This window comes from Halomonas sp. JS92-SW72 (genome assembly GCF_003547075.1).
Taxonomy (GTDB): domain Bacteria; phylum Pseudomonadota; class Gammaproteobacteria; order Pseudomonadales; family Halomonadaceae; genus Halomonas; species Halomonas alkalicola.
Window position 1 is genome coordinate 1,461,688 of sequence record NZ_CP032147.1, and the last position, 16,940, is coordinate 1,478,627.

The window sequence follows — 16,940 nt, forward strand, 5'->3', positions numbered from 1 at the left end:
CGGCCCCAGGATGTGATCGGGCGCTTCGGCGGCGAGGAGTTCATCGTCGCACTGCCGGACACTCACCCGAAGGACGCCCGGATGGTGGCCGAACGGCTGCAGCAGAAGGTCAGCGAACTTGCGGTGATGGCGCCCGGGTAGAAGGGTGAGAGGATGGCCACCAGGATGCCCAGCGCGGCGAACATGGCGAAGGCATCGGCATAGCCGAAGCCGTCCACCAGTGCACCGACCACCGGCGAGCCGGCCGCCTGGCCGAGCGATACCGCCATGAAGGGCAGCACCGGCCCCACGCCAAGGCGGCCGGGCAGCAGGCGGATGCCGGTCATCAGGTAGAGCCCCGTCAGGCTCATGTAGGCCAGGCCGAAGACCAGCGCGGAGAAGGCGGTGAGCAGCGGCTGGTCGGGGCTGGCCGCCAGCAGGGCGAGGCTCGCCGAGAGCATCATCAGCATCAGGGCCTGGGTGATGGGCGGGTTGTTGCGATCGGCCAGGTCGGCCACCACGGCGCCGCCGAGGCCGGCAACCCCCACCGCGAGCCACAGCCAGGCCGTGGCGCTCGATGGCAGGCCGCCGAGGGTCACCACCAGGTCGGGCGCGAAGATCCAGTAGGCGGCGGAGACGAAGCCCATCAGGAAGGCGAAGAGCGTGAGCCGGACCAGGCGCGACCAGGGCAGCTCGTTGAGGGGCGGCGGGTCCGCCGCGTTTGCCGGCACGATCCGCGAGACCGAGGGCAGCAGGAGCCAGGCGGCGATCACCCCGAGGCCGGCGAGGATAGCGAAGGATAGATAGGCGTGGCGCCAGGCGCCGGCCAGGAACAGCACCGTGGGCACGGCCACGATCACGCCGATGCTGGTGCCGGCGTTCATCACCGAGCTGACGCGCCCGTGCAGCGAGCGCTTGACGACGGCCTGCATGGCCGCCGTCAGCGCGGGCATCATCAGTCCGGTGCAGATCCCGCAGGCGAACACCCCCGCACCCAGCATCAGCGGGTCGGCGGCCCGGCTGATCAGCGAAAGCCCGGCGACGCCGAAGCCCCCGGAGAGCACCGCCGTATAGCGGGAACCGAGGCGACGGGTGACGAGGGGGGCAACCGCGGTGGCCAGCAGGAAGCTGATCAGCGGCAGTGCGCCGATGATGCCGATCACGGAGGAGCCGAGGCCCAGCTCCTCGCGGATCGGGGGGACGAAGAGCCCGAAGGCGAAACGGGCGAGGCCGAAGCTGATGGCAATCAGCGCGGCCCCCAGGACCGCAAACCCCGTGCTCGAAAGTCTCATGATCCTGCCTCCGCCGGTCCCGCTCGGTGGTCGAGGTCGTCAGCGCTGCCGGACGCCCGATGGCCACCAGTGGGGGGCCATCGCGTGTCGGCACCTCGGCCCAGCGTGAAGCAGCCGGGCGGCCTCGGCAACCGTCAGAGGGTGGCGTCAGCGGGCGAATTCGGGAAACTTCGGCAGATCGTCGGCGAGCTCGAACCACTCGGCCCGGGAGGAGACCCAGGCGTGGACGCGCCTGCCGGGCGCGATCGGCGTGTCCAGAGTGCCCAGCCGCAGCCGCTTGGCTTCGGGCAGGTCGTCGCGGGCGCTGTAGAGGGGGCTTCCACACTCGGCGCAGAACACCCGCACCTTGCCCGGCGTGGCGCGGTACTCCTTCAGGTGCGCCTCGCCCCGGGTGAGTTGAAAGTCCGCCGAGCGGATCGGCGCCACGGCAACGAAGGCCGTGCCCTGGGCCTTCTGGCACTGCTTGCAGTGGCACATGGAGATCGCGTCGATCTCGCCGTGGTACTCGTACCCCACCTTCCCGCACAGACAGCTTCCGGTATGCATCGGCGTTCCTCCCCGCTGGTTTTCCGCCATCTTGGCCGTATCGAGCCAGAGGCACACTGCTCCCTTCGGCGCAGTACACTGGGCCCAGGCATTCCACATGAGGCATACCCACCCCATGACACCTTCCCCCTCTTCCCCCCGCCCACACGACGGCAACCTGCCCCAGCCGGTGCGGCTGGGCGGCCACGACGTGCTCTTCGTGATGGCCGCCGAGGCCGAGTACGGCCCGCACCTGCGGCAGCGCTTCACCCCGCTGATGACCGGCGTCGGCCCGGTGGAGGCGGCGGTGGAGCTCACCGCGGCCCTGGCCGCCCTCGCCGGTCAGGGCCGCCTGCCGGCGCTGGTGGTGTCGCTGGGCTCCGCCGGCAGCCGGATGCTCGAGCAGACCGAGGTCTATCAGGCGAGCTCCGTCGCCTATCGCGACATGGACGCCACCGCGCTGGGCTTCGACCAGGGCGTCACCCCCTTCCTCGACCTGCCGGCAACCCTGCCGCTGCCGCTGCGGATTCCCGGCATTCGCGAGGCCACGCTCTCCACCGGCGCCAATATCGTCTCCGGCGCGGCCTATGACGCCATCGCCGCCGAGATGGTCGACATGGAGAGCTACGCCTGCCTGCGCGCCTGCACACGCTTTCAGGTGCCGCTGGTGGCGCTGCGCGGCATCTCGGACGGCAAGGCGGAGCTGCACCACGTTAACGACTGGACGGAGTACCTGCACGTCATCGACGAGAAGCTGGCCGCCGCCGTCGACCGCCTCGGCGAGGCGCTCGCCGCGGGCCTGCTGACGCCCTGAGGCCATCGAGGAGCGGGCACCACGCGCCGCGTGCCGGTGGCATGCGCCCTTGCGGCCGCCCGCCGGGCTTGCCACCCTGAAGGGGAGGCCCTGCCGCCAGGCGGCGGGTCTTCGAGGTTTCACCCCCATCAGGAAAGGAGCGTCCATATGAGCAACAGGGAAGCCTACGAGCAGAAGCTGCGCGCGAAGCTGGACGAGTGGCAGGCCGAGATCGACAAGCTGCGGGCCAAGGCCAGGGGCGCCGAGGCCGATGCACGCATCGAGCGGGAGAAGGAGGCCGAACGCCTCGAGGCCAAGCGCGAGGAGATGCGCCACAAGCTCAAGGAGCTGCGCGAGGCCGGCGACGACGCCTGGGACGACCTGCGGGACGGCGCCGAGCGCGCCTGGAAATCCTTCAGCGACTCCTTCGAGAAGGCCCGCGACCGCTTCAAGTAGCCAGCGGTTGCCTTGCCCTCCCCTTCCTGCGGGCGCCCATGGCGGGCGCCCGTTCGTCATGCCGCTTGACCACCCCTCCGCCCGGTAGTGTCATGGCCCCTGGCGCCGTGGGCGCCGCCGTGCGTTTCGTGATCCGTGCCAGCTGATCCGTGCCAGCTGATCCGTGCCAGTCAATCCGTGCCAACCCATCCAAGCCAGCCAGAGGCCTCCATGCGAAAGATCCTGCTCGTCGACAACGGCTCCCTGCGGGCCCAGGCCACCCTCAACCTGCGCCGCCTGGCCCGGGCCCTCGGCGAGGCCACCGGCCAGGAGATCGAGGCCGCCTCCCTGCTGCACTCCTACAAGATCCCGGCCGAGGAGCTCGACGGTGAGAAGGCGGTGTCGCTGGGGCCGCGGGCCGAGCAGCTGGCGGAGCAGGGCGTAACCGAGCTTGTGATCCTGCCCTTCTTCTTCGGGCCCAGCCAGGCGCTGACCCGGTACCTGCCGGAGCGCCTGGCCGAGGTGCAGGCGCGCCATCCGCGGCTCTCCGTGAAGGTGGCGCTGCCGCTGGTGGAGAGCCAGGCTCCGCTGGACCTGCGCCTGGCGCGGCTGCTGGCCGACAACGTGCGCGAGCAGATGAACGGCACGTCGCGGCCCAGGGTGGTGCTGGTCGACCACGGCAGCCCGATCCCCGAGGTCACGGCGGTGCGCAACTACCTGGCCGGCCAGCTCAGCGTGCTGCTCAGCGAGGAGGCCGAGTGCGTCACCTTCGCCTCCATGGAGCGGCGCGACGGCGACGCCTATCGCTTCAACGAGCCGCTGCTGGAGGACCTGCTGGCCTCCGAGGCGATGGCCGGCAGCGAGGTGATCCTGGCCATGCTGTTCCTCTCCCCGGGGCGCCACGCCGGCGAGGGCGGCGACATCGCGGAGATCTGCGAACAGGCCATGGCGCACTCCCCGGGGCTGCGCGTCACCCCCACCCGGCTGGCGGGGGAACATGACGGCATCCTGGAGATTCTCGCCTCCCGCCTGGCGCAGGGCCTGGCCGGCACGCCGCTGCTGCTGTCACTGCCGGCCGGTCACTGAACCAGCCGCTGAGGGGGCGGCTGAAGGGGTGACCCGGGGGCTCGGGGTGATCCGAGGGGGCGGTGGCTCGCGGGCCCAGCGTCTAGGCTGGGAGGGGAGATAGCGGCACAGTGCTCAAGGAGGTGCCATGCCTGCCACCCGCGAACGACCCCTCAGCCCCGCCCTGGAGCGGTTCCACCTGGTATGGGACCTGCTGATCATCCTGCTGGTGATCGCCAACCTGACCCTGCTGCTGTTCGACAGCCTCTTCCTGCTCGCGCCGCTGAACGCCGCCTTCGAGGCCGCCGCGCCCGGGCTGCACGCCGCCTACGACCAGCATGTCCACGCCCGCTTCATCGCCATTGATCTGGCCTTCGTGGCGGTGTTCGTGCTCGACGTGCTGCTGGGCTGGGCGGTGGCCATCGCCGAGCGGCGCTATCACCGCTGGTTCTTCTACCCCTTCGTGCATTGGTACGACGTGCTCGGCTGCATCCCGGTGGGCGGCTTCCGGCTGCTGCGCATCCTGCGCGTCGTCTCGCTCGTGCATCGGCTGCACCGGCTGGGGCTGATCGACGTGCGTCGCTGGTATCTCTACGGGGTGGTCGCCAAGTACTACGACATCCTGCTGGAGGAGCTCACCGACCGCATCGCCATCCGCATGCTCGACAACGTCCAGGCCCAGCTGCGCTCCGGCGATTCGCTCTCCACCCGGGTGGTGGAACGGGTGGTGCGGCCCCGCCAGAAGGCGCTGATCCACGAGATCAGCCAGCGGCTGGAGGTCATGGCCGGCAGCGCCTACGCCCACAACCGCGACGACACCCTGCGCTACGTGCGCGGCCTGGTCGGCCGCACCCTGGCGGAGAGCCCGGAACTGCAGCGGCTGGCGCGGCTGCCGCTGGGCAGCCAGCTGAGCCGGGGGCTCGAGGCCTCGCTCTCCGACCTGGCCTGCCGCCTGGTCAACGAGGCCCTGGAGGGGCTGCAGTCGGCGGAGTTCTCCGCCCTGGTGGAGCACCTGGCCGAAAGCGGCTTCGATGCCTGGCTGCGTACCGACCCCCACACCGAACAGGTCACCGAGCAGGTGCTGGTGGACATGCTGGAGCTGCTCAAGGAGCAGATCGCGGTCAAGGGCTGGCAGCAGCGCTACCAGTGATGTCGCCGGCAGCGGAGTCAGGATGGGCCGGGGGCCGTCACCCTACCCTGCCGTTCGGGGGCGCAATGCCATGACCCGCGCCAGCTCCTGGCGATAGGCCGACTCGTGGTGGGCCGGCTCGGCGGGAAAGCGCCCGAGGGCCACCGCCAGTTCGAAGAATCCCGGCCGGGGCAGGTCGCCCCGGCGGCTGACCACCAGGGCGGCGATCAGCGGGCGGCCGGCGGCGACGTCCTCACGCATCAGCGTCTCCAGCGCCAGGGCGACGCGCTGGATGGTGCGCGGCGGGGTGAGGCCCAGCGCCTCGGCGGCCTGCTGGTAGGTGATGGGCACGGCGTTATCGGGCAGCTGCTCGAGCAGCGTGCGCAGCCGCGGGACCAGGTCAGTAGCAACCGAATTCACCATTCTCTCTTTCTCCCGTCAGTTGAACCCCAGGTCGTCGGTCATCCTCCCGCACTCGGCCAGGCGATACTATGCCGAGCCATCGCCGTGGCCTATTCTCGAGCCAGTGCCGCAACCGGCTGCCCAGACAGGAGACCCGCCATGCTGACCGGCCTCAGCGCCTTTCCGCTGACCCCCATGAACGAGAGCGCCATCGACGAGGCAGCCTTCGTCCGGCTGGTCGAGCGGCTGGTCGCCGCGGGCGTCGACTCCATCGGCGCCCTCGGCTCGACGGGCAACTACGCCTACCTGAGCCTGGAGGAGCGCGCTCGCGTCGCCCGGCTGGCCGTGGCCCACGCCGGCGACGTGCCGGTGATCGTCGGCATCAGCGCCCTGCGCACCCGCGATGTGCTCACCCTGGCCGAGGACGCCCAGGCCGCGGGGACCAGCGCGGTGCTGCTCGCCCCCATGTCCTACCAGCCGCTCGCCGACGAGGAGGTCTTCGGCCTCTTTGAGGCGGTCAGCGCCCGGCTCTCGGTGCCGCTGTGCGTCTACGACAACCCCGGCACCACTCGCTTCCAGTTCAGCGACGAGCTGCATGGGCGCATCGCGGCGCTGCCCGGCGTGGCCTCCATCAAGATCCCCGGGGTGCCCGCCGAGCCGGCGGCCGCCCGGGAGCGTGTCGCGCGGCTGCGCGCCCTGATCCCGCCAAAGGTGACGATCGGGGTCAGCGGCGATGCCTTCGCCGCCACGGGGCTCAATGCCGGCTGCGACGTCTGGTACTCGGTTATCGGCGGCCTCTTCCCCGAGGCCGCCCTGGCCATTACCCGCGCGGCCCAGACCGGGCGGGAGGACGAGGCCACGCGCCTCGGCCAGCGGCTCGAGCCCCTGTGGGCGCTGTTCCGCCAACACGGGGGCAGCCTGCGCGTGGTGGCCACCGCGGCGGAGCTGCTGGGGCTTACCGAGCCGCCCTGCCTGCCGCTGCCCCTGAGGACTCTGGAGGGAGAGGAGCGCCAGGCGCTTGCCGCCGTGCTGGAGACGCTGGCGCTACGCTGACCCCTGGGGCCGGAGCGAGGTCACGGCCGCTGGGTGGCACTCAGCCCCTTCCAGTCCTCGAGGTCGAGCTCGGGGTTGCCGGCGCGGAAGCGGGCGTAGAGCTGGATGCCGCGGGGGTCCTCGAGGATCTCCACCTGTACGCCCTTCTCCTGCAGCAGGGCCTCGGTGCCCGAGGCGTTGGTGACATCGCCCACCACCACCCGCGAGACGCCGCGCATGTAGAGCAGCGTGGCGCAGACCTGGCAGGGGCTCAGCGAGGTGAAGAGCGTCGTCCGGCCGAAGTCGAGGCGGCCGGCATCGCGCATCGCCGAGGTCTCGCCGTGGTTATAGGGGTGATTCTCCTGCACCAGGGTGTTGTGCCCCTTGCCGACGATGCGCCGGGTGGCGTTGTCGATGATCACCGCCCCGATCGGGCAGCCGCCCTCGTCATGGCTCTTCTGCGCCAGCAGCACCGCGATGCGCATCAGGTCGGCATCGGAGAGCCGCCGGGCGAAATCGTCATCCATCAGCACCGGCAGGCTGGCGGTGGGCATATGGGCGATGGCGGCCAGTGCCGCCGCGGTCACCTCCGAACCGGCATTCAACAGCGTTTCCATATCTCCTCCTCACCGAAAGTCGAGTGGCGCAGGCCACCATTAGGCTGTAATTTGACGCCCGCTGGAAGCCGCTTCATCCGCCCTTTTTCTCTCCAACCTGGCGGCATTCCTTCCCCTCCTCGTAGTCTCGTTACCTTCCTCGAGCTCCCTGGCTCTCCGTGTAGTCATACTACAACCCTCTGTGCGGCTAATGGCGCGTTGTGGGAGTGGTTGCCCTGACCCATAGTGGAGTCATGGATCAGGACAGAGGGTCGCTACCCCGATTCACTGACCTGATCCCGGCTACAACCTGAGCGCCAAGTAATTTCTGATCCAGGCGCCAGAAGCAAAGGTCTTGGAAAGCTTGCAGACCTGTCGCGGTTGCAGCATGGGGCACTTACCCGGCCCGGCATGAGTAGCCAAGGCACCAGAACGCCATCGGAGATGGCAACCCCAAGATGGGATTTCCCCTGGGGTAATGATGACCTTGATGAGGATTGAAAAATGAACTGCATCCAACTTAGCCAGCAAGCCGACCTTATCGCCAACACCTTCAGCAAGCTCGATCTTGCCAAGCTGGTGGTCGCCCTCAAGGGCAGTGGTGAGTCCCTGCAGAACGCGGTTGAGGTTATCGACACGGTCGATGCCCGCCAGGGTTACACCCTCGAACAGGCCTGGGACGAAGTTCGCACCGGCGAGAACCGCCCCCTGGCCGCCAACGACGACTGATTATCCCCTGCAAACCGCTTGTGTAACGACCCCCCTCCCCTCCGGGAGGGGGTTTTCTTTGGGCGCCATTCGAGTTCATGGCCGAGGCGTCATCACTTCATCTCGAACCCACGCTTGACCAGGAAATCGCGCATATGGGGGCGCAGCTTGGTGTCGAACAGCGGGGTGAGGTTCTGCGACCAGTTGCTCTGCTTGTTGCCGCCCTTCCGCGACTGGTAGTAGGCGTGCATGGTCTCGTCGAAGGCCGCCACCAGCTCGCGGTCGTCGCCGTAGGTGTCCTCCTTGAGGATCGCCTCCACCGGCAGGCGCGGCTTGATGTCCGGCTGGTGGGCCGGGTAGCCGAGGCACATGCCGAATACCGGGTAGACGTGGTCGGGCAGGCCCAGCAGGTCGCTGATTTCCTGGGGATTGTTGCGCACCCCGCCGATATAGCAGATGCCGAGCCCCTCGGATTCCGCGGCGATGGCCACGTTCTGGGCCATCAGGGCGGTGTCCACGCTGGCCACCAGCAGCTGCTCGGTCATGCCGCGGATCACCCGGGCGCCGGTGCGCTCGGCGGCGTCGGTGGGCCGTTTCATGTCGGCGCAGAAGACCAGGAAGGCGCCGCAGCTGGCCACGTAGGACTGGCCGCCGGCCAGCTCGGCGATCAGCTCGCGGTTCTTGGGGTTCTTCACGTGGATGACCGTGTAGGCCTGCACGTGGCTGGAGGTGGCCGCCCCCTGGCCGGCACGGATCAGCTCTTCCAGCAGCTCCCGGGAGACCGGCTGGTCGGTGAACTTGCGAATGGAGCGATGGGACTTCAGCAGTTCGATGGTGGGGTTCATGGGTCTCGTTCGCTAGTCGGCTAAGGATGTTGCCCAGCATAACCCAGCTGGCGCGAGGTGGCGCAACCGGGGCCGGTGACGCCGAGACTCGCTCGAGGGGACGCCAGCCGTCGGCTCAGGCCTCGGCCTGCCCGCCGCCGGGCGCGACACCGATGAAGATCCGCATGGGGTACTCTCCCTCGGCGATCATGAAGGGCTCGTAGATGCCCTCCAGGTCCTGCTGGTGCAGGTCGAGCTCCTGCTCGCGGAAGGCGTGCTCCCAGGTCGCCTGGGTAAAGAGCCCCAGCCGGTGGTGGTCCACCTGGACGTCGAGCTCGCCACCCTGGCGAATCAGGTAGACCAGGGTGGCCTCGTACTGCTCGTCGCCCGGGGGGCGCACGTAGTTGTTCTCCAGCACCGTGATATGAATGCCGTCGCGCTCGCCGGTATAGGCGAAGTTATTGTCATGGAAGAGCTCTCTGGGCTTGGCCACCACCAGCAGCGCGCCGCCGGGGAGGAGGTGCTCCCGGGCGGTGGTGAAGGCGAGGGCGAGCTCCTCGCGGCTGGCCATGTAGTCGATGCTGTCGGGAATCACCACGGCATCGAACTGGCGCCCCAGCCGCACGCTGCGCATGTCGCCCTGGTGGTACTCCACCTCGGGGTTGGTGCGCCGGGCCAGCCGCAGCATGGCGTCGTTGAGATCCACCCCGGTCATCCGAAAGTGGCGCTTCAGGGCGCGGTCGTGGGCACCGGCGCCGCAGCCCAGGTGCAGCACCTCGCGCACCGGGCGGCGGGCGTGCTCCTCGAGCAGACGGCGGTAGGTGGCGACCTCCTCCTCGACGCCCCTGGGATCCTCGAGCCATGCCTCGGTCCAGGCCAGTTCGTCATAGGCTTTCCACATGATCGCTCCCCCATCGTTTGCCGGCACTCTCCGCCCTTGCCCTAAAGCTGGTCCAATCCCGTCACGGGCGCCAGCGGCGTTTCCACGATGGCAATCTATCCCTGTCGGTTGAATCGCATCACTTTTATCGCTCGCCGGATAAATCGCCACCTATTAACAGGCGTCGGTTCTTGAAAATAAAAGGTGAAAGGCTTTGACCCGTACCGGGATACATGACACTGTGGCGTCAGTTGGTCGGCAAGCAGCATGGTTTCAGCAGCATTCGAATTCTTTCGGCAGCCTGATATTGTCTCCCTTGTTCTACCCGCTACTTCATCTGGGTAACACCAGGAATATCGCAAGGCGCTAAGCGCGAAAGGATTTTTATTATGACTACCGGCACAGTCAAGTGGTTCAACGATTCCAAGGGTTTTGGCTTTATCTCTCCGTCCGACGGCAGCGATGATGTCTTTGCTCATTTCTCCGAAATTCAGTCCGATGGTTTCAAGTCCCTGCAGGAAGGTCAGAGCGTCTCCTTTGACGTGACCCAGGGCAAGAAAGGCCTTCAGGCGTCGAACATCAAAGCCATCGCCTGATCTTCACGGTCATGTGATGCCTCGAACCCTCCGCGGTTCGACAGCAGGGCCCGCCTAGGCGGGCCCTGCTGCGTTGCGTGCCGACCCTGGCGGAACGGGCCGAATCCCCCTAGAGTGTTGCGCCAGAGCCGTCGGGTCACAGGACGACGGCGAAAGAGAGGCATGGAGGTAGGCGAATGAGACCCGAGGACCTGAAGACGCTGGTCACCCTGCGCATGCCCTACGGCAAGTACGCTGGCCGGGTGATCGCCGACCTGCCAGGGCCCTACCTGGCCTGGTTCGCCCGGGAAGGCTTCCCGCCTGGCCGGCTCGGCGCCCTGCTGGCGCTGATGCACGAGATCGACCACAACGGGCTGGGCGAGCTGCTCGAGCCGCTGCGCCCGCCGCGCTGACCCGCCCCACCCCTCGCCGATTGCCAACACCAGCAGGAGCCCCATGCTGCGCATCTCCAACTCCGTGGAACTGGCCGACTGGGAGATCGAGCTCAACGCGATCCGCGCCCAGGGTGCCGGTGGCCAGAACGTCAACAAGGTGGCCTCCGCCATCCACCTGCGCTTCGACATCCATCGCTCCAGCCTGCCGCCCTTCTACAAGGAGCGGCTGCTGGCGCTGGGCGATCAGCGCATCACCCAGGAGGGCGTGGTGGTGATCAAGGCCCAGCGTTTCCGCACCCAGGAGCAGAACCGCGAAGATGCCCTCGAGCGCCTGCGCGAGCTGATCCGCGAGGCGGAGAAGCAGCGCCGGGTGCGCAAGCCCACCAAGCCGACCCGCGCCGCCAAGCGCAAGCGGGTCGACGCCAAGACCCGCAAGGGCAGGACCAAGGCGCTGCGCGGGAAGGTGAGCGAATGAGCGCGCGCGAAGCAGGGCTCCCGACACGCCCCGAGTCCCCGTGCATCAAGGTCTGTCGGCCGGTGGGCGACCTCTGCCTGGGCTGCCACCGCACCCTGGACGAGATCGCCCGCTGGTCGAGAATGGATGCGGCCCAGCGCGAGGCCGTCTGGCAGCGGCTGGATGCCCAGGCCCGGCGGGCCGCCGACGCGGAGGAGGCCGAACGACAGGCCGAGGCTCAGCGCGGCTGAGGGGGAGCGGAGATGACGGCACCTGCCGCCGAGGGCGCACGCCGAACCAGCTACAGCTACTTTGCGGCCTTCGTGGCCATCGGCATGAGCGGCGGCCTGCTGGGGCCGGCGCTGCCCCATCTGGCCGAGATGACCGGCGCCACCATGGGCCAGATCGCCATCCTGTTCACGGCCCGGGCCCTGGGCAACATGCTCGGCTCGGTGGTCTCGGGCGCCCTGGTGGACCGCTTCCCCGGTCATCGCGTGCTCATCGTCATGCTCGGGCTGATGGCGCTGGGCCTGGTCGCCGTGCCGTTCAGCCAGGCGCTGGCGCCGCTCACGGCGGTGGTCTTCCTGCTCGGTTTCAGCGAGGTCTCGATCAACGCCGGGGCCAACACCCTGCTGCTGTGGAGCCATGGCCCGGCCTCGCCGCCCTGGATCAGCGCCCTGCACTTCTGCTTCGCGCTAGGCAACATGCTGGTGCCGCTGCTGCTGGTGGCGGCGCTGGCCGTGACCGGCCTCTTCCATCTGGCCTTCTGGGCGGTAGGGCTCTATGCCCTGCTGCTGATCGCCCCACTGGCCAGGCAGCAAAGCCCCGCGGCACCGGCGCCACGGCCCGGCACGGGTGCCCACCGGCCCGCACCGGACCCCTGGCGGCTCGCCCTCTTCCTGCTGCTGTTCGCGCTCTATGTGGGCATGGAGGTGACCTTCGCCGGCTGGATCACCTCCTATGCCACCCTGGTTGGGACGCCCCCCGGCCGCGCGGCGCTGCTGGTGACGCTGTTCTGGGTCACCCTCTCTGCCGGGCGCCTGCTGGCCATCCCGCTGTTACGCCGCACCACCCCGTGGCGGGTCCTGTGGTTCTGCCTGGGGCTCGCGCTGCTGGCCGGCCTGGCCCTGCAGTTCGGCTGGCTGCCGCTGTCGGGCGTGGCGCTGCTCTTCGGGCTCGCCAGTTCGGCCATCTTCCCGACCCTGTTCGGACTGGCCAACCAGCTGATGACCATGAGCGGGCGCACCACCGGGCTGGTCTTCCTGGCGGCCGGCAGCGGGGCCATGGCGGTGCCGTCGCTGACCGGCCCGCTGCTGGAACGGGCCGGCACCGGCGCCTTCGCTCCGCTGCTGGTGGGCCTGGTGTGCCTGCAGGCCGCGGGGCTGGTGCTGCTGCACCGCCGGATACGGCACACCCCCCGGGACGACCAGGATCGTGGGGCCGGGTGAGGCACCTCAGTGCTGCTTGACGCGCCAGATGCGCCACGCCAGCACCGCCAGGATGCCAAGGCCCAGCGGGCCGATGATGGCGGCGGCCACCGCCGGCACGATGGCCACGCCCAGGGCGCCGAGGCTCTGCAGGCCCAGCTTGAAAAGGCTGAACAAGTAGTAGCTGATCACGATGATCGACAGCCCCTCCACCGCCTTCTGGATCTTGAGCTGGCTGCTGGTGCGCTCGTTGAGGCTCTTGAGCATCTCGGCGTTCTGCTCCTCGATCTCCACCTGGGCGCGGGTCCGCAGCAGGTCGTTGAGGCGCGCCACGCTCTCGGCCAGAGCCTCCTGGCGGGCGTGGATTGCCGCGCAGAAGCGCACCAGGGGGCGGAAGCGGCGCTGGATGAAGATGCCCAGGCGAGGGTGCTCGCCCACCTTCCTCTCGCGCAGCTCCTCGATGCGGGCATCGACGATGCGCGCATAGGCCTCGGTGGCACTGAAGCGCAGCCGTGAGCGGGCGCTGGTGTGTTCCAGGCGGGCGGAGAGCTCGGAGATGGCCGCGAGCAGCGGTCGCGAGCTCTCGCTCTGCCGTTCGGCGTTGCGCACCGAGAGCGTATCCAGTTCGCGCTCGTTGGCATCCAGCTCCAGGCGCATCTCGCGGGCCAGGGGGAGCGCCAGGGACGCCATCATGCGGTAGGTCTCGATCTCCAGCAGGCGGCGGGCCATGCGCCCCAGGCGGAAGCCGTCGAGGGCCTGGTTGACCAGCAACAGGCGATTGACCCCGTCCGGCGTGAGGCGAAAGTCGCTCCACACCGTGGCCTCGCCGTCGGCGACCCGGGAACCGGCCGGATCCCGGAAGCCGTAGGCCTCGGGGCTGCCGGACCAGCGGTGGGCGGCCTCCACCAGGATCAGGGTGGCGCTGATCACCTGCTCGCGGTGGGGCGCCAGCAGCGCCTCCAGCTGCGGCGGCGGCTCCGGCCACAGCGCCTGGTCGGGCTGCCGCGGCACCATCAGCGTGAGGGTGAAGAACTCGGTATGGCGCTCCCACTTGAGGGTCATGCCGTCGATCTCGAGGATCTCCTGCACCGCCTCCGGGTCGCGCTCACGGTGAGTAAGTGAATCGATCCGGGCCAGCAGCGCCTCGGCCTGGCCCGCCTGGTCGAGCATGGCGTAGTGGTGCAGGTGTGCCGGTCCGGCGAAATGGATCGAGGGTCGGGCGTGCAGCTCGTCGTGCAGCGCTTCGCGAAGTGGGTGCATGGTCGGGGCTCGAAAGGGGGAACCCCCGAGACTAGAGCCTCACGCCGCGGGAGCCAAGCGCCTGCGGCAAGGCGCCTCGCCCCCAGGATGTCGAAGGCGGCTAGAACCATCCCTTGCGGCGGAACAGCCACACCAGCCCCACGCCGATGCTCATCATCAGGCCCAGCACCATGAAATAGCCATAGGGGTGCTCGAGCTCGGGCATGTGCACGAAGTTCATGCCATAGATGCCGGCGATGAAGGTCAGCGGCACGAAGACGGCGGTGATCACCGTGAGAATGCGCATGGTGATGTTGAGCTGATGCGAGGAGAGCGAGATATGGCCATCCACCAGGTCGCCGCAGATGTCGTAGTACATCTGGGTCAGGGAGAGCAGCCGCTCGAAGCGCTCGTGGACGTCGTTGATGGCATGCAGCGTCTCGCTGACGTTGCGGGGCAGGTGGGAGTAGTCGTAGGCGGTCAGCTCCTGGGTGATGCCCAGGTGGTAGTTGAACACCCGCCGCATCTTCACCAGCCGCGAGCGGTAGCCGATCACCTGGCGCATCAGGGCGTCGCTGCCGTTGAGCGTCAGCGCGTCTTCCAGGTCGCTGAGCGCATTCTCGAACTCCAGCAGGCTGTCCAGGTAGTAGCCGGCGGAGTGGTACATGATCTTGAGCGCCACGTGCTCCGGGGAGCGCTGCAGCAGGACGGCTCCCTCCTGGTCGAAGAGGCGGTCGATGCTCTGCGCCCGGCCGGGATGCAGGGTGAGCAGGAAGCGCTCGCCGAGAAACAGCGCCATCTGCTGAGGCACGTAGTTGAGGTCGGCATCGAAGGAGGAGATGCCGCGGTAGAGGATCAGGGTATGGCCCTCGAACTCCTCGATCTTGGGCGGGTGGCGCTCACGGTGGGCATCGTCGATGGCCATGGGGTGGCAGTCGAAGGCCTCGAGCATCTCCCGCTCCCGGGCCACCGGCTCGCCCTGCATGTCGATCCACAGGCGAGCATCGGGGGAGTCGCGCCAGCGGGCGATCAGCTCCTCGCCCCCGGCCATGGCCCGGCCCTCGGCGTCCACCATCAGCGTGCGTATCATGGCGTGTCATCCCTGGCAGCGACGGGCGAGGCGCCCAGATGCTCCCCACTCTAGCATTACGCCGGCGCGTCAGCGCGCCGCCTCGCCAGACAGCGGTGGCTGCAGGTAGCGGGACATGAAGGCCAGCGCCGGCCCGATGCTGGCCCGCCACACGCGCCAGGTATGGCCGCCGGCGAGCACTTCCAGCGGCACCTGGCCCGGCTGGTGGACCTCCAGCGCCGCCTGCAGGCGGCGGGCGTGGCCCACGGCATCGAAGACATCGCGGTTGCCGGCGCTCAGGTAGAGCGGTACCACGTAGTCCTGGGCCAGGTAGCTATCCAGGTGGGCGGGATAGTTGAGCCGCTGCCAGAGGTCGGCATCGAAGCGGTTGTCCGGGGTCAGGAAGGCGGCATGCTCCCGAGCCGTGGAATTGGCCGGCGGCAGCGGATAGTAGCTGGCCGGGCTCAGGGCCGCGGCGGCAACGAACAGCTCGGGCCGCTCCAGGACGAAGTTGATGGTGCCGTAGCCCCCCGCGGAGAGCCCGGCGATGCCGCGCCATTCACGCTTCGGCACCACCCGCCAGACCTCCTCCACGTGGGGCAGCAGGTCCTCCAGGAAGGCGGTACGCGCCGGCTCGTTGTGGCCGTCGACCCACCAGCTCTGGCTGCCGGGCATCACAATCACCGCCGGTGGGATGCGCCCCTGGCGGATCATGCGATCGGCGATCTCCTTGAGGGCGCCGCGGGTCACCCAGTCGCGGTCGCTGCCGAAGGAGCCGTGCAGCAGGTAGATCACCGGGTAGTCGAGACCGGAGTCGTGGTAGCCGTCGGGCAGGTAGAGGGTGTAGGGGTAGTCGCGCCCCAGCGCCTCGGAGTGGAAGCGGTGGTGAGTCACCTGGCTGGCCAGCGCCTGGCCGGCCAGCAGCAGGAACATCAGGATGGTGAATACGCAGCGTCTGGCTGCAGTCATGTCAGGCCTCCCTTTCCTCGGGTTGCATGCGAATTCCCGGATGGAAGGGAATTCATGGTGCCTGTCGCGGTCCGACAGCAGGTGCACCAACAGCGTTCAACCCATTCGAGGACCACAGGAAACCGGGACATGCAACGGATCGAGGAAATCTACTGGCTGCGTGCCTATGGCTGCCTGGCGGTCTTCAGCTTCCACCTCCTCGATCACCTGAACCAGCGCGTCGACACCCTGGCCACCGACCTTGCCCGCATTCCCACGGTGCTCGGCACCCCGATCTTCATCTTCATCTCGATCTTCCTCTTCTCGATGCGCTACGGGCGCGATATTCCCCGGGGCTTCCTGGGCAGTCGCATCAAGTACGTGATGGTGCCCTACCTGATCTACGGCCTGGCCTACTCGCTGGCGGAGTTCCTGCGCCTGCGGGCCAACGGGGTCGAGACGGGCCTCGTCGAGACGCTGCGCGAGTACCTGGTCTATGCCGGCTGGCACGGCTACTTCCTGATCATCGCCGCCCAGTTCTACGCCTTCTACTGGCTGCATGGGCGCCTCGACCTCGCCCGCTGGCTGCCCGCCACGCCGTGGCTGCTGATCGGCAGCCTGATCAGCATGGCCTGGTGGGGCTACTGGCAGTGGCGCAGCACCCTGCCGCCGGGCTACCTGCACTGGATCGCCCCGCTGGGGTGGCTCTACCTCTTCTTCCTGGCGCTGGTGCTGGTGCGCCACTATCACGACGCCCCCGAGTCGCGCCCCGCCTGGCTGGTGGCGCTGGCCCGCCCGCGCTGGCTGGTCGCCCTGATCGGCCTGGTGGTGCTGCTCTCGCTGCCCGGCTGGCTCGAGTACTCCTCCAAGGAGACCTGGGTGGTGCCGCTGTTCCTGCTCTTCACCCTGTGGATCATGGGGCGGCTGCGCGGTCGCCCGGCCCCCCCGCTGGTGCGGCGCCTCAACGAGTTCTCCTTCGGCATCTACCTGGCCCACCCGATGTTCTTCAACCTGGTGGACGTGCTGGACCCCGGCCAGCGACTGCCGCTTGCGCTCTACGTGCTGGCCCTGGCGGTGATCGGCATGGCCGGCTCCATCGCCTGGAACCTGACCGCCAACCGCGTGCAGTGGGGCGGGCTGCTGTTCGGCAAGCGGCTGCGGGTGGCCTGAGGG

Annotated in this window: 21 protein-coding genes and 1 pseudogene; 13 read left to right on the forward strand and 9 right to left on the reverse strand. The window is 68.6% G+C overall.

Going from position 1 to position 16,940, the window contains the following annotated elements; translation table 11 throughout:
• Positions 1-12: 12 nt before the first annotated feature.
• Positions 13-69, forward strand: a pseudogene (locus tag D1793_RS19825) (hypothetical protein); the annotation flags it as partial.
• Here D1793_RS19825 and D1793_RS06855 read toward each other — a convergent pair.
• Positions 63-1,274, reverse strand: a complete 1,212-nt coding sequence (locus D1793_RS06855) for an MFS transporter (protein ID WP_205527669.1) — start codon at positions 1,272-1,274, stop codon at positions 63-65. The pseudogene D1793_RS19825 and the gene D1793_RS06855 overlap by 7 nt on opposite strands.
• 144 nt (positions 1,275-1,418) lie before the next feature.
• Entirely contained in the window at positions 1,419-1,817 is a 399-nt protein-coding gene (locus tag D1793_RS06860) for a GFA family protein (RefSeq protein WP_119021503.1), read from the reverse strand.
• Between the two features lie 115 nt (positions 1,818-1,932).
• On the opposite strand from D1793_RS06860, the gene D1793_RS06865 reads away from it, so the two are divergent.
• The 4 genes from D1793_RS06865 to D1793_RS06880 all read left to right on the forward strand — a co-directional run bounded on the left by D1793_RS06865 (position 1,933) and on the right by D1793_RS06880 (position 5,239).
• Positions 1,933-2,610, forward strand: coding sequence for a 5'-methylthioadenosine/S-adenosylhomocysteine nucleosidase (locus tag D1793_RS06865; protein ID WP_119021504.1), 678 nt, complete (start codon positions 1,933-1,935; stop codon positions 2,608-2,610).
• Between the two features lie 147 nt (positions 2,611-2,757).
• Positions 2,758-3,045, forward strand: a complete 288-nt coding sequence (locus D1793_RS06870; protein WP_110070698.1) for a coiled coil domain-containing protein — start codon at positions 2,758-2,760, stop codon at positions 3,043-3,045.
• 210 nt (positions 3,046-3,255) lie between these two features.
• Positions 3,256-4,110, forward strand: coding sequence for a CbiX/SirB N-terminal domain-containing protein (locus D1793_RS06875; RefSeq protein WP_119021505.1), 855 nt, complete (start codon positions 3,256-3,258; stop codon positions 4,108-4,110).
• Between the two features lie 127 nt (positions 4,111-4,237).
• Positions 4,238-5,239 (forward strand): ion transporter, encoded by a 1,002-nt coding sequence (locus tag D1793_RS06880; RefSeq protein ID WP_119021506.1) that lies wholly within the window; start codon positions 4,238-4,240, stop codon positions 5,237-5,239.
• Between the two features lie 42 nt (positions 5,240-5,281).
• Here the strand turns inward: D1793_RS06880 and D1793_RS06885 are convergent, their stop codons facing one another.
• Positions 5,282-5,641 carry a hypothetical protein gene (locus D1793_RS06885; RefSeq protein ID WP_119021507.1) on the reverse strand — a complete coding sequence of 120 codons (360 nt, stop codon included), beginning with the start codon at positions 5,639-5,641 and terminating at the stop codon, positions 5,282-5,284.
• Between the two features lie 138 nt (positions 5,642-5,779).
• On the opposite strand from D1793_RS06885, the gene D1793_RS06890 reads away from it, so the two are divergent.
• Positions 5,780-6,673 (forward strand): dihydrodipicolinate synthase family protein, encoded by an 894-nt coding sequence (locus tag D1793_RS06890; protein ID WP_119021508.1) that lies wholly within the window; start codon positions 5,780-5,782, stop codon positions 6,671-6,673.
• 20 nt (positions 6,674-6,693) lie between these two features.
• On the opposite strand, the gene D1793_RS06895 is transcribed toward D1793_RS06890, so the two are convergent.
• Positions 6,694-7,269, reverse strand: a complete 576-nt coding sequence (locus D1793_RS06895; RefSeq protein WP_119021509.1) for a nucleoside deaminase — start codon at positions 7,267-7,269, stop codon at positions 6,694-6,696.
• Between the two features lie 483 nt (positions 7,270-7,752).
• On the opposite strand from D1793_RS06895, the gene D1793_RS06900 reads away from it, so the two are divergent.
• Entirely contained in the window at positions 7,753-7,977 is a 225-nt protein-coding gene (locus tag D1793_RS06900) for a hypothetical protein (RefSeq protein WP_110070703.1), read from the forward strand.
• 92 nt (positions 7,978-8,069) lie between these two features.
• Here the strand turns inward: D1793_RS06900 and nfsA are convergent, their stop codons facing one another.
• Both nfsA and D1793_RS06910 read right to left on the reverse strand, forming a co-directional pair.
• Positions 8,070-8,801 carry an oxygen-insensitive NADPH nitroreductase gene (gene nfsA, locus D1793_RS06905; protein WP_119021510.1) on the reverse strand — a complete coding sequence of 244 codons (732 nt, stop codon included), beginning with the start codon at positions 8,799-8,801 and terminating at the stop codon, positions 8,070-8,072.
• A 115-nt stretch (positions 8,802-8,916) separates the two neighbouring features.
• The gene (locus tag D1793_RS06910; RefSeq protein WP_119021511.1) at positions 8,917-9,681 is read right to left on the reverse strand and encodes a class I SAM-dependent methyltransferase; all 765 of its coding nucleotides are present in this window, start codon (positions 9,679-9,681) and stop codon (positions 8,917-8,919) included.
• Between the two features lie 368 nt (positions 9,682-10,049).
• Between D1793_RS06910 and D1793_RS06915 the strand changes: the two genes are divergently transcribed.
• The 5 genes from D1793_RS06915 to D1793_RS06935 all read left to right on the forward strand — a co-directional run bounded on the left by D1793_RS06915 (position 10,050) and on the right by D1793_RS06935 (position 12,532).
• On the forward strand, positions 10,050-10,256 hold the full coding sequence (locus D1793_RS06915) for a cold-shock protein (protein WP_119021512.1): 207 nt from the start codon (positions 10,050-10,052) through the stop codon (positions 10,254-10,256).
• 176 nt (positions 10,257-10,432) lie between these two features.
• Complete coding sequence (locus D1793_RS06920; protein WP_110070228.1) at positions 10,433-10,648, forward strand: DUF3820 family protein; 216 nt, start codon at positions 10,433-10,435, stop codon at positions 10,646-10,648.
• Positions 10,649-10,691: 43 nt separating this feature from the next.
• On the forward strand, positions 10,692-11,105 hold the full coding sequence (arfB, locus tag D1793_RS06925; protein ID WP_119021513.1) for an alternative ribosome rescue aminoacyl-tRNA hydrolase ArfB: 414 nt from the start codon (positions 10,692-10,694) through the stop codon (positions 11,103-11,105).
• Positions 11,102-11,335, forward strand: a complete 234-nt coding sequence (locus D1793_RS06930) for a DUF1289 domain-containing protein (RefSeq protein ID WP_119021514.1) — start codon at positions 11,102-11,104, stop codon at positions 11,333-11,335. Before arfB ends, D1793_RS06930 begins: the two co-directional genes overlap by 4 nt.
• Before the next feature lie 12 nt (positions 11,336-11,347).
• Complete coding sequence (locus D1793_RS06935; RefSeq protein WP_119021515.1) at positions 11,348-12,532, forward strand: MFS transporter; 1,185 nt, start codon at positions 11,348-11,350, stop codon at positions 12,530-12,532.
• Positions 12,533-12,538: 6 nt separating this feature from the next.
• Here the strand turns inward: D1793_RS06935 and D1793_RS06940 are convergent, their stop codons facing one another.
• The 3 genes from D1793_RS06940 to D1793_RS06950 all read right to left on the reverse strand — a co-directional run bounded on the left by D1793_RS06940 (position 12,539) and on the right by D1793_RS06950 (position 15,788).
• On the reverse strand, positions 12,539-13,771 hold the full coding sequence (locus tag D1793_RS06940; RefSeq protein ID WP_119021516.1) for a DUF3422 domain-containing protein: 1,233 nt from the start codon (positions 13,769-13,771) through the stop codon (positions 12,539-12,541).
• 100 nt (positions 13,772-13,871) lie between these two features.
• Positions 13,872-14,840, reverse strand: a complete 969-nt coding sequence (locus tag D1793_RS06945) for a magnesium transporter CorA family protein (protein ID WP_119021517.1) — start codon at positions 14,838-14,840, stop codon at positions 13,872-13,874.
• A gap of 69 nt (positions 14,841-14,909) precedes the next feature.
• The gene (locus tag D1793_RS06950) at positions 14,910-15,788 is read right to left on the reverse strand and encodes an alpha/beta hydrolase-fold protein (RefSeq protein WP_119021518.1); all 879 of its coding nucleotides are present in this window, start codon (positions 15,786-15,788) and stop codon (positions 14,910-14,912) included.
• 129 nt (positions 15,789-15,917) lie between these two features.
• Here D1793_RS06950 and D1793_RS06955 point away from each other — a divergent pair, with 129 nt between their 5' ends.
• Positions 15,918-16,937, forward strand: a complete 1,020-nt coding sequence (locus D1793_RS06955; protein WP_119021519.1) for an acyltransferase family protein — start codon at positions 15,918-15,920, stop codon at positions 16,935-16,937.
• Positions 16,938-16,940: the final 3 nt, after the last annotated feature.

Coding starts and splice junctions, on each gene's coding strand:
- D1793_RS06860 (WP_119021503.1), bottom strand. CDS start 1,817: ATGCATACCGGAAGCTGTCTGTGCGGGAAGGTGGGGTACGAGTACCAC.
- D1793_RS06865 (WP_119021504.1), top strand. CDS start 1,933: ATGACACCTTCCCCCTCTTCCCCCCGCCCACACGACGGCAACCTGCCC.
- D1793_RS06870 (WP_110070698.1), top strand. CDS start 2,758: ATGAGCAACAGGGAAGCCTACGAGCAGAAGCTGCGCGCGAAGCTGGAC.
- D1793_RS06875 (WP_119021505.1), top strand. CDS start 3,256: ATGCGAAAGATCCTGCTCGTCGACAACGGCTCCCTGCGGGCCCAGGCC.
- D1793_RS06880 (WP_119021506.1), top strand. CDS start 4,238: ATGCCTGCCACCCGCGAACGACCCCTCAGCCCCGCCCTGGAGCGGTTC.
- D1793_RS06885 (WP_119021507.1), bottom strand. CDS start 5,641: ATGGTGAATTCGGTTGCTACTGACCTGGTCCCGCGGCTGCGCACGCTG.
- D1793_RS06890 (WP_119021508.1), top strand. CDS start 5,780: ATGCTGACCGGCCTCAGCGCCTTTCCGCTGACCCCCATGAACGAGAGC.
- D1793_RS06895 (WP_119021509.1), bottom strand. CDS start 7,269: ATGGAAACGCTGTTGAATGCCGGTTCGGAGGTGACCGCGGCGGCACTG.
- D1793_RS06900 (WP_110070703.1), top strand. CDS start 7,753: ATGAACTGCATCCAACTTAGCCAGCAAGCCGACCTTATCGCCAACACC.
- nfsA (WP_119021510.1), bottom strand. CDS start 8,801: ATGAACCCCACCATCGAACTGCTGAAGTCCCATCGCTCCATTCGCAAG.
- D1793_RS06910 (WP_119021511.1), bottom strand. CDS start 9,681: ATGTGGAAAGCCTATGACGAACTGGCCTGGACCGAGGCATGGCTCGAG.
- D1793_RS06915 (WP_119021512.1), top strand. CDS start 10,050: ATGACTACCGGCACAGTCAAGTGGTTCAACGATTCCAAGGGTTTTGGC.
- D1793_RS06920 (WP_110070228.1), top strand. CDS start 10,433: ATGAGACCCGAGGACCTGAAGACGCTGGTCACCCTGCGCATGCCCTAC.
- arfB (WP_119021513.1), top strand. CDS start 10,692: ATGCTGCGCATCTCCAACTCCGTGGAACTGGCCGACTGGGAGATCGAG.
- D1793_RS06930 (WP_119021514.1), top strand. CDS start 11,102: ATGAGCGCGCGCGAAGCAGGGCTCCCGACACGCCCCGAGTCCCCGTGC.
- D1793_RS06935 (WP_119021515.1), top strand. CDS start 11,348: ATGACGGCACCTGCCGCCGAGGGCGCACGCCGAACCAGCTACAGCTAC.
- D1793_RS06940 (WP_119021516.1), bottom strand. CDS start 13,771: ATGCACCCACTTCGCGAAGCGCTGCACGACGAGCTGCACGCCCGACCC.
- D1793_RS06945 (WP_119021517.1), bottom strand. CDS start 14,840: ATGATACGCACGCTGATGGTGGACGCCGAGGGCCGGGCCATGGCCGGG.
- D1793_RS06950 (WP_119021518.1), bottom strand. CDS start 15,788: ATGACTGCAGCCAGACGCTGCGTATTCACCATCCTGATGTTCCTGCTG.
- D1793_RS06955 (WP_119021519.1), top strand. CDS start 15,918: ATGCAACGGATCGAGGAAATCTACTGGCTGCGTGCCTATGGCTGCCTG.